This is a genomic window from Dehalobacter sp. TeCB1 (assembly GCF_001707455.1).
In the GTDB taxonomy this organism is placed as follows: domain Bacteria; phylum Bacillota; class Desulfitobacteriia; order Desulfitobacteriales; family Syntrophobotulaceae; genus Dehalobacter; species Dehalobacter restrictus.
In genome coordinates, this window is sequence record NZ_MCHF01000008.1 from 138224 (window position 1) to 146281 (window position 8058).

Annotated in this window: 13 protein-coding genes and 1 tRNA gene; 3 read left to right on the forward strand and 11 right to left on the reverse strand. The window is 42.8% G+C overall.

What is annotated here, in order from left to right:
• Positions 1–10: 10 nt before the first annotated feature.
• The 10 genes from A7D23_RS02510 to A7D23_RS02540 all read right to left on the reverse strand — a co-directional run bounded on the left by A7D23_RS02510 (position 11) and on the right by A7D23_RS02540 (position 4571).
• Positions 11–604 (reverse strand): DUF2815 family protein, encoded by a 594-nt coding sequence (locus A7D23_RS02510; RefSeq protein ID WP_068883148.1) that lies wholly within the window; start codon positions 602–604, stop codon positions 11–13.
• Positions 605–610: 6 nt separating this feature from the next.
• Entirely contained in the window at positions 611–1804 is a 1194-nt protein-coding gene (locus A7D23_RS02515; protein ID WP_068883150.1) for a DUF2800 domain-containing protein, read from the reverse strand.
• Complete coding sequence (locus A7D23_RS02520) at positions 1788–2336, reverse strand: HNH endonuclease (RefSeq protein ID WP_068883152.1); 549 nt, start codon at positions 2334–2336, stop codon at positions 1788–1790. The genes A7D23_RS02515 and A7D23_RS02520 overlap by 17 nt, the downstream gene beginning before the upstream one ends.
• Positions 2333–2737 carry a hypothetical protein gene (locus tag A7D23_RS02525; protein ID WP_068883154.1) on the reverse strand — a complete coding sequence of 135 codons (405 nt, stop codon included), beginning with the start codon at positions 2735–2737 and terminating at the stop codon, positions 2333–2335. Before A7D23_RS02525 ends, A7D23_RS02520 begins: the two co-directional genes overlap by 4 nt.
• Positions 2734–2865: a hypothetical protein gene (locus A7D23_RS16525; RefSeq protein ID WP_282432008.1), complete on the reverse strand. Its 132-nt coding sequence runs from the start codon at positions 2863–2865 to the stop codon at positions 2734–2736. The genes A7D23_RS02525 and A7D23_RS16525 overlap by 4 nt, the downstream gene beginning before the upstream one ends.
• Complete coding sequence (locus A7D23_RS02530; protein ID WP_083221856.1) at positions 2858–3667, reverse strand: pentapeptide repeat-containing protein; 810 nt, start codon at positions 3665–3667, stop codon at positions 2858–2860. The genes A7D23_RS16525 and A7D23_RS02530 overlap by 8 nt, the downstream gene beginning before the upstream one ends.
• 73 nt (positions 3668–3740) lie before the next feature.
• Positions 3741–3908 carry a hypothetical protein gene (locus A7D23_RS15955; protein WP_176714386.1) on the reverse strand — a complete coding sequence of 56 codons (168 nt, stop codon included), beginning with the start codon at positions 3906–3908 and terminating at the stop codon, positions 3741–3743.
• Between the two features lie 18 nt (positions 3909–3926).
• On the reverse strand, positions 3927–4085 hold the full coding sequence (locus tag A7D23_RS15960) for a hypothetical protein (protein ID WP_176714387.1): 159 nt from the start codon (positions 4083–4085) through the stop codon (positions 3927–3929).
• Between the two features lie 4 nt (positions 4086–4089).
• Positions 4090–4347 carry a helix-turn-helix domain-containing protein gene (locus A7D23_RS02535; RefSeq protein ID WP_068883156.1) on the reverse strand — a complete coding sequence of 86 codons (258 nt, stop codon included), beginning with the start codon at positions 4345–4347 and terminating at the stop codon, positions 4090–4092.
• A 23-nt stretch (positions 4348–4370) separates the two neighbouring features.
• On the reverse strand, positions 4371–4571 hold the full coding sequence (locus A7D23_RS02540) for a helix-turn-helix transcriptional regulator (protein ID WP_068883158.1): 201 nt from the start codon (positions 4569–4571) through the stop codon (positions 4371–4373).
• Positions 4572–4841: 270 nt separating this feature from the next.
• Between A7D23_RS02540 and A7D23_RS16330 the strand changes: the two genes are divergently transcribed.
• The 3 genes from A7D23_RS16330 to A7D23_RS16530 all read left to right on the forward strand — a co-directional run bounded on the left by A7D23_RS16330 (position 4842) and on the right by A7D23_RS16530 (position 7518).
• Positions 4842–5531, forward strand: a complete 690-nt coding sequence (locus A7D23_RS16330; protein ID WP_242871488.1) for a helix-turn-helix transcriptional regulator — start codon at positions 4842–4844, stop codon at positions 5529–5531.
• Between the two features lie 11 nt (positions 5532–5542).
• Positions 5543–5977: an ImmA/IrrE family metallo-endopeptidase gene (locus A7D23_RS02550; RefSeq protein WP_242871489.1), complete on the forward strand. Its 435-nt coding sequence runs from the start codon at positions 5543–5545 to the stop codon at positions 5975–5977.
• Positions 5978–6060: 83 nt separating this feature from the next.
• Positions 6061–7518: a tyrosine-type recombinase/integrase gene (locus A7D23_RS16530; protein WP_068883160.1), complete on the forward strand. Its 1458-nt coding sequence runs from the start codon at positions 6061–6063 to the stop codon at positions 7516–7518.
• 66 nt (positions 7519–7584) lie between these two features.
• Here the strand turns inward: A7D23_RS16530 and A7D23_RS02560 are convergent.
• A tRNA-Thr gene (locus tag A7D23_RS02560) sits at positions 7585–7659 on the reverse strand.
• Between the last annotated feature and the right edge of the window lie 399 nt (positions 7660–8058).

Consider the following 8058-nt stretch of genomic DNA (forward strand, 5'->3'; position numbering starts at 1 on the left):
CCCCATATTCTTAGTTCATGAAATCCTCATCATTGTATGTCTCGTCAAATTCTTCATCCGCAAAGTCATCATTGACGCTGGCACGACCGCCCAGGAATTCCCCGTCTTGAACCTTTACAACGTTATTCAGCCCAGCAGCAATGCCTTTATTGCCTTTGGTATCAAACGGATAGAAATTCAGGCTGACTTTGGCATAACACCCGGAATATACTTCTGTACTGTCGGTGATTTCCTGGAGTTTGGTTTTTCCATCAGCGCCCTTCCCGATCGGTTTTGCAATACCAGGTTTAGTCTTTGAGGAAGCGTTCAGGAAGTAATGACCGGCATAGGTTTCATCATCCGGTCGTTCTTCATCACCATCACGCAGGGGCTTTTTGAGATTACCGGGAACTTTCCCGTTCCATTTGCTTTTGCCGAGTTCGATTGCAGCATCGACAGCAGCTTTGATCTTGTGAAGCGTTTCTTTATCACTTTTGGGAATAAGAATGGCTGTGCTGTATTTTTCATCCCCTCCGTCAATGGCTTGGGGTTCGAAGATATGCGCGTAGGAGAGTCTTACCTTTCCGGTAATAACCTTGGTTGCGTTCGTGTTTTCAGTAGTCATAATTTCTTAATCCTCCATTTCAATATCTTTAAAATCATTTTCTAAACTGTTAAGCTCTGCCCTGTTGTCGGTCTCCGGCACTAATACCGGTTTTCCTTGGGGCTTAACAACCAAATCATTCAATAACTCTTTAAATACTTTTTTGCCTAAGATCTTACTTTCAAGATCGCTGATACCGAGCAATTCCTGGGGCTTGAGAATTTTTTCTTCTTCATAACCGGCTTGAAGCAATTTTGCTTTTGCGGCATTTTTGTCAGTAAATGCTCGGTTACTTCTTCCCTCAACGAGCTTCCATTGTGGGACTTTATTTCCGGCGACAGCCTGGCCAAATGCATACTCTTCAACATCTTTTGCCCAGACCTTGAGCTGATCTGCAATGAATAAGATTGAGCCGACTTCCTCCAGCGTCATTAAAGCTGGATCTTTGAATTCATATTCGAGGGCTTTCATATTCTCGTCGGCGCGGGCTCGGCAGTTGCCTTTGACCTTACACCAGCGGCAGTGCTCCCCTGCTTTGTGTTCTCCTTCGCCAGCAAAAGCCAATTTCGCTGTAGGTTTAACGACGGTTTCTGCCCAATCAAGCAGTTCATCTAATGGGATAGTGTCCGTACTGACACTATCTAGCCGGGGCTGAATGATCGTTGTATTGATTTGGTTGATGCCATAAAGAAAGTTGTATAAGAACCATGCGCCCAATCCATAAAGCCGCATTTGTGGATTTCCTACAGCACTGACCGGCACTCCCTTACCATATTTAAGGTCAATAACATCTAGGATCTCATCGGCGATTATCACAACGTCCCCAGTGCCGTATCCATCAGGAACCCATTCAGTAAAATCTAGTCTTTCTTCCAGGAGCAGTACGGCATCCGATGATCGTGCCTTAGCTGCCATGTATCGTTCTTCTACCCGTTCAACGTATTCCTGAATGGCGTTTTCCATTTCCGGACCGTAGTAATTACTGGCCTTGATAGTCTCCATTCTTTCAGCAAGGGTTTTCCGTGCTACTGAATTGCATACGGTTAAGCGTTGGCGTAGCTTGATTTCAGCAAGCTCATGGGCCGTTGTCCCCTCATCGGCATAATTGCTTCTTGAATCAGGAAGTCCATCCTGCAGCTTGGCGCTAGGTGGACACGATAACCATTGTTCGGCTTTAGAGGCACTAAGAAAGGCGTGTTTCCGTTCAGCATGCTGTGTCATATAGAGCCTCCTTTGAGAAGGGCATCATTTTAGCCCTTGCATCTGCCGCAATTCTCCCGGCTTCGTATTTGTCATCAAAATACCCGAGAAATTTGGTTTTCTTGTCAACCATGATCTGTGCTAACCATTTTTGATGCGTGTTGCACCAAGAAACGCCGCGCAGACCTGATTTGTTATTGCTTCGATTAACCTTCTTATTTTGGGCATTTTCTGCATACGTTGCCTGTCTCAAATTTTTAATACGTCGATTATCCAGCGTGTTCAAATTTATGTGATCTACCTCGCAACCATCTGATTCATTTACAAGCCACCGATGAAGTAGGACTGTTCTGCGGTATCCGTTTACGGCTGGAAGCTTTCCATAAACATAGAAGGATTGAGTAGGCGGATTCCAACTCGCATACCACGAGTTCGGGAATTCCTGCGCCCTTAATAGATCAGCGGTTTCGATAATTGTTTCAATGACGGTTCCGTCTTTTCGAGCTAAAAGAATAGTGGTTGTGTCACCTCTTACCTCGAACTTATTTTTCATAGCGCCTCCAGCTTACTCATGAAAGAGGATCTCTTATCTTCGGGCACATCGGAGATTGATTTTGATCCGAATTCATCCAACAGGGATTTGATTGACTTTTTCCCTTCCGGGGATGTACCTTTTTCCTGGGCTTTGGCTCTGAGTTCGACAACCGTGGGGATATACTCGTCAGCTGCTTCGCTCTCTGCTGTAGTAGGTTCGTCAGCAGGTTCAGGATCAGGCGTTATTTCCGGAGTAACTCCCGGCTTATTTACGAGTTTTTCACTGTTCTTAGTAGCGCGTTTGGGTTTATCAGTTTCAGGTTGAGAAGCTGCCGCCCCTCCGGTGATACCAGCTAAACCGGTAATGGCCTCCTGTAATTCAATTGGACTCGCGGCTTCAATGTGTAGGGAAATATTCATCTCTTTGTTTCCTCCTTAATTTCTTCATGAAATAGGCAATATTCATAATCTGGATTAACATTTTCACAAGGATTAGTAGCACAGTTGGAGCAGGATTTTTCAGGGGCTTTACTTTCTTCACTACTCATCGACAGCCTCCGCTGTTTCTGTAGGTTCAACCGGCTCTAGCCTGCCGCACTCATCAACTCGATGAAACTGATTAGCAAAATCTAAGATGGAGTTTCGCATTTTGATGTATTCCTCATCGTCGCACTGCATTGAACAAAGATGAAAAGCGAGCTGGCAAGCCAGACGTTTATCAATTTTCCATCTCAAGCCTCCGCACCTCAGCGGCAAGCAAGAGAAGTCGAGGTCGGCACCGCTGAGGTCGGCACTCCTGAGGTCGGCACCGCTGAGGTCGGCACCGCTGAGGTCGGCACCGCTGAGGTCGGCACTCCTGAGGTCGGCACTCCTGAGGTTGGCACTCCTGAGGTCGGCACCGCTGAGGTTGGCACCGCTGAGGTCGGCACCGCTGAGGTCGGCACCGCTGAGGTCGGCACTCCTGAGGTCGGCACTCCTGAGGTTGGCACTCCTGAGGTCGGCACTCCTGAGGTTGGCACTCCTGAGGTCGGCACTCCTGAGGTCGGCACTCCTGAGGTCGGCACTCCTGAGGTCGGCACTCCTGAGGTCGTAATCTAAAATTGCTTTCTTGCAGCCTGAGCGCAGCAGCTCCAGGACTTCTTCACGGTTAAATTCTTTTTGATGTCCTATTACCTCAAAGGCGCTAGCTTTGACATTCCATGTTCCTGAGCCACCTTGCACATGCTCTAAGATCTTCACCCTTATTTCGCTTTCGGACAATACGTCTACAACGACACCTTTGGTCATATTTTCATCTGTGATTGAATAACCGTTACCTGGTAAACCCTTTACAAAATCACCAATATTCATTTAAATCTCCTCTCTTGACTCCTGATTTGTTAAGATGTAAACTGATCTTGAATAATTTTCTTTGTGGCCGTTTTTAACGGTCTTTTTCTTTTTGTGCCTGCGCATTTGTCGCATCGAGTACGTTAATTAGTTTTCTTGCTCTTGCTGACGGTCTATCACTCGTCGCTCGATCTGCATCGAATAGGAAATCCCAGGGAAGCAGTTCAGGTTCACTACATTGATAATTTGCCGTAGCTTCCATATTGCTTGTCACCTCCTCTCACTTCAGCATTCCGTTTATATAAAGCAGCTCTATTAGTCTGCTGCTACGCTCGCGGTCATGCCGTTGAGCATCTCTTCGCTGGATGAAGCAACGAGTCTTATTTGCTATGAGATTAAGTATCCTTTCCTTGGAACGGTTCCGTTTGCGTTTCGCCATACGTTCACCTGCCTTTCATAGTCTGATAAAGTGCTTGCCTGCCTCGTTCACTCCCTAACCATTCTCGGAGCGCCTCACGCGGGAATTTTACCGTTTTAGGACCAAACCATAAGGCAGGAAATCCCGTTTTAGGAACTGTGTGGGCGAGTTGATATAATCTATCTCTCCCAATTCCAAATTCCCGAGACGCTTCTTTTGCGGTTAGCAATGCTTCATTTCTTTTTTGGTTAGGAAACTCAATTAACTTTGCGGTTTGCTCCATGGTGGTAACCCCCTAACCCATTCTCAGGTATTAACTTTTTCACAAACAAGATCATTCAGAGTTACCCCTAATCTCTTAGCAACTTTTTGAACTTTATCGATTGACGGGCTGTTGGTAGTCCATTTATAGATAGCGCCGTTACCGAAACTAAGTTCTTTTTCTAGTTTTGGGATAGAAGTACCATGTTTTTTGCAAAGATCTTTGATTCTCTCAACTAATGGCATTGCTGATCCTCCTTTCTGGAAATTATTTGTAGAATATAGCAGCTTAGATGTTGACAATAGTCTGAAAATATTCTAAAATTGGATATAAGAAATACGCCAATTAAAACTCGTGCGGATACGATTTTTTAAATGGGACCTTGTAATTCTTATATTTTTGTTACCTTTTTTGGATAATCTAAGCTGTTAATACAATAATATCTGAATATTTAACGTAAGTCAATAGTGGTCTGATTATTTTACGTAATTTTATTTATAAAGGGAGTGTTTCCCATGTTGGAAAAAATTCAGAGATTATGCGAGCTATACAAAATAAGCCTAACCAAACTTGAAAGAGATCTAGACTTTGGAAGAGGATCAATTTATAAATGGGACAAAAGTTCTCCTTCCTCTGATAAAGTTCAAAAAGTTGCTGATTATTTTGGTGTCTCAACGGATTACTTGCTTTATGGTTTTGAAAGGCTTCTATTGAACCAGTTAATTAACTATGTCCGGAACAATAGGACATATGAGGAGTTCGCGAAGGATACAAATATTGACTCGGACGAGATTTCGAAAATATGTATGGGCCTTATACTAGAGCCCCCTTCCTTATCAACTATTGAAAAAATCGCTGCGAATAATCCTGTAGATTTTTTAGTAAGTCGTACAGATTTACTGCAAGCTGCAGGGTATATCGATCAATCAACTGCGCAAACAGTCAATAGAGAACAGCTAAAAAAATATCAAGCAGAATTAGAAGAAAAACGATTAGTACAGCCGCTCACTCCAAAAGAAGAACGTGATATAGCAATAGACTTAGAAAGAATGATGTCTGATCTTGAATCTGATCAAGCCCTCGCTTTCCAAGGAGAACCCCTTTCTGAGGATGACAGAGAGCTTCTCCGTATATCCTTAGAAAACTCTATGAAACTAGCCAAGCAAATAGCCAAGAAGAAATTCACCCCTAAGAAATATAGATAGAATTCAAGGGAGTGGTTGGTATTAACACGATTAAAAAAAGAGTTATTAGGCTCACTAGAAGATATAAAACAAACAATCCTTTTAGGATCGCCGAGTTAAAAAATATATTGATCCTTTTTGAACCATTAGGGAATACGTTAGGATATCACAATAGCTATAAACGTTCAAAGTTCATCCACATAAATGAAAACCTTGAAGAAATAGAACGGCAGATGGTGTGTGCCCATGAACTAGGACACGCTATTCTTCATCCGAAAGCAAATACTCCGTTTCTGAGAGCAAACACTTATTTTTCTACTGATCGTATCGAAAGAGAAGCGAATGAATTTGCGGCAGAGCTATTATTGCCTGATTATCTCTTCCATGAAAATCACGACAAGACAATCAATGAGATTGCTGCCTCTTACGACATACCAAGGGAGCTGATAGCATTTAAAAGGTTATAAAACAAAAAAAGACTCCCCTGATTTCAGGTGAGCGTATATTTTTTACCCTTTTGCTTGAACACACGTTCGATTGGAGGTTAACAATGCCTAAACAAAAAGATACCGCTGGCGAAAAGAAATATAAAAAGAGAAAACGCGGAAATAATGAAGGGACAATCTGGCCTTATGAATACGGATATAAAGGTCAAATAACAGCCGGAAAAGACCCCGCAACTGGAAAGCCTTATCGTCCTACCTTTACTGGTAAAACCAGAGCAGAGGTAGCACAGCAAATAACTGAGGCCCTTGAGAAGGTAAACAAGAATAAATACATCCGTCCGTCAAAGGTCACTCTCCGTGATTGGACAGCAACATGGAGAAAGGATTTTTCAAAAATCAAAGCAACTACCTGGCGCGGATATGAAACTGAATTAAGAAATCACGTATTCCCCGCATTGGGTGACTACACTTTATACGAGTTAGAGCAAGATCCGTCTCTGATTCAGTTGATGATAAACAATATGGAGAAGACGCCAAGGAAGGATAAACGAATAGGGAAAATACTTAGGACCCTTAGAGCTGAAAAACAAACCAACCCCGAGGAAATATCAGCGGCCATTAACATTGATCCGGAATCATATGTTGCCTGGGAAAAGAATTTAGAGATTCCTGACGTTGAATCGATCCAAAAAATCGCTGAATATTATCAAATTAGTACCAAGAAACTGAATATCTATTTATCACCGGCAACCATCATTAAGACTCACAGGATTTTACACAGTATCCTTGCAAAAGCTGTAAAATTTAAGAAAATAGCATCAAATCCGGCTACTGGGATCGACGTGCCGCCACCAGATGCGGAAGAGACTCAAACATTATCAGATGAAGAAATGGATAAATTTCTGACTGAAATTTTGAATTATCGGTATTTTGCAGGATTTATACTCTTAATCGGCTCCGGTATGCGCCCCGGTGAGATGATAGCACTGAAATGGTCACAAGTAGATTTAAAGAATAGGACTGCAAATGTTGAGGAGACACGGGAAAGGGTTTTGAATGAGGATCCGGACGCAGAAACAAAGACAAAAGTAATAAACCAGGAGACAAAGACAAAAAAGAGCAAGAGGATGCTCGTTCTGGCTCATAGGGTAGCAGCTGCTCTCAGATTACACCGCATCAATCAAATAAAAGAGAAACTTCTTACCGGGGAAGAATATAACGATCAGGGATACGTTTTTGCTACTCCTACCGGGGAAGCAGTGGATTACCGAAATTTCTATCGTTCATTCCAAGCATGCCTTAGAAGACGCGAAATTCCTCCAGTAAAGCTTTATGCTCTTCGTCATACTTATGCGACGATATTATTAGAGGATGGAGAAGACTTAAGAGTCATTCAGGAGATTCTAGGCCACACTGATATCCGAACAACTAAAATCTATACCCGTGTTCGAAGAAAGCTTAAAGAGCAAGCCGCTCTAAAAATTGATAGCCATTTAAGAAAGAAAAAGAAACCCCAAAAAGATGAAAAAATAATTGGGTTGCAGAAGAGTTGCAGAAGTTGAGCAATTGCAGAAGTAAAAACAAAAACCAAAAGACACCGCAAGGGTTTGCGGTGTCTGTGTTTTCCGTGGAGCCGATGGTCGGAATTGAACCGACGACCTGCTCATTACGAGTGAGCTGCTCTACCCCTGAGCCACATCGGCATGTTTGGTAACCCATAAGCTTTAACAGTATAACATAAGAAAAATAATTTGTTAAGGGTAAATTAATCAAAAATGTGGGAAAATGAAAAAATCCTCAATTGACTTTGTAAATGCAACCTATACATTACTGGGTGATTGCATTTAAATCTTCAAACAGGATAGTGGCATTAAGTCTTACAATCGAAAGTCTCCTTTTTCTTCACTCCCCCATGGGGGAGTGATTGCATTTAGTCTGGCAATATTCCGACAAGAACTTTAGGATGTGTTCTGCGGGAATCTTTGAGTCAAAGGAGAATTTACCATGGCAAAAAACAAGCATCTCACTGATTCGGAGCGTCTACAAATTGAGCAGCTACTGCGAGAGGGCGTATCTCTTAAGCGGATTGCCGTCACCCTTGA

Bases quoted from the DNA above. Each gene is read 5' to 3' on its own strand.
- A7D23_RS16330 (WP_242871488.1), top strand. From the start codon at position 4,842: ATGTTGGAAAAAATTCAGAGATTATGCGAGCTATACAAAATAAGCCTA.
- A7D23_RS16530 (WP_068883160.1), top strand. From the start codon at position 6,061: ATGCCTAAACAAAAAGATACCGCTGGCGAAAAGAAATATAAAAAGAGA.
- A7D23_RS02520 (WP_068883152.1), bottom strand. From the start codon at position 2,336: ATGAAAAATAAGTTCGAGGTAAGAGGTGACACAACCACTATTCTTTTA.
- A7D23_RS15960 (WP_176714387.1), bottom strand. From the start codon at position 4,085: ATGGCGAAACGCAAACGGAACCGTTCCAAGGAAAGGATACTTAATCTC.
- A7D23_RS02540 (WP_068883158.1), bottom strand. From the start codon at position 4,571: ATGCCATTAGTTGAGAGAATCAAAGATCTTTGCAAAAAACATGGTACT.
- A7D23_RS02510 (WP_068883148.1), bottom strand. From the start codon at position 604: ATGACTACTGAAAACACGAACGCAACCAAGGTTATTACCGGAAAGGTA.
- A7D23_RS02530 (WP_083221856.1), bottom strand. From the start codon at position 3,667: ATGAATATTGGTGATTTTGTAAAGGGTTTACCAGGTAACGGTTATTCA.
- A7D23_RS02535 (WP_068883156.1), bottom strand. From the start codon at position 4,347: ATGGAGCAAACCGCAAAGTTAATTGAGTTTCCTAACCAAAAAAGAAAT.
- A7D23_RS02525 (WP_068883154.1), bottom strand. From the start codon at position 2,737: ATGAATATTTCCCTACACATTGAAGCCGCGAGTCCAATTGAATTACAG.
- A7D23_RS16525 (WP_282432008.1), bottom strand. From the start codon at position 2,865: ATGAGTAGTGAAGAAAGTAAAGCCCCTGAAAAATCCTGCTCCAACTGT.
- A7D23_RS15955 (WP_176714386.1), bottom strand. From the start codon at position 3,908: ATGGAAGCTACGGCAAATTATCAATGTAGTGAACCTGAACTGCTTCCC.
- A7D23_RS02515 (WP_068883150.1), bottom strand. From the start codon at position 1,804: ATGACACAGCATGCTGAACGGAAACACGCCTTTCTTAGTGCCTCTAAA.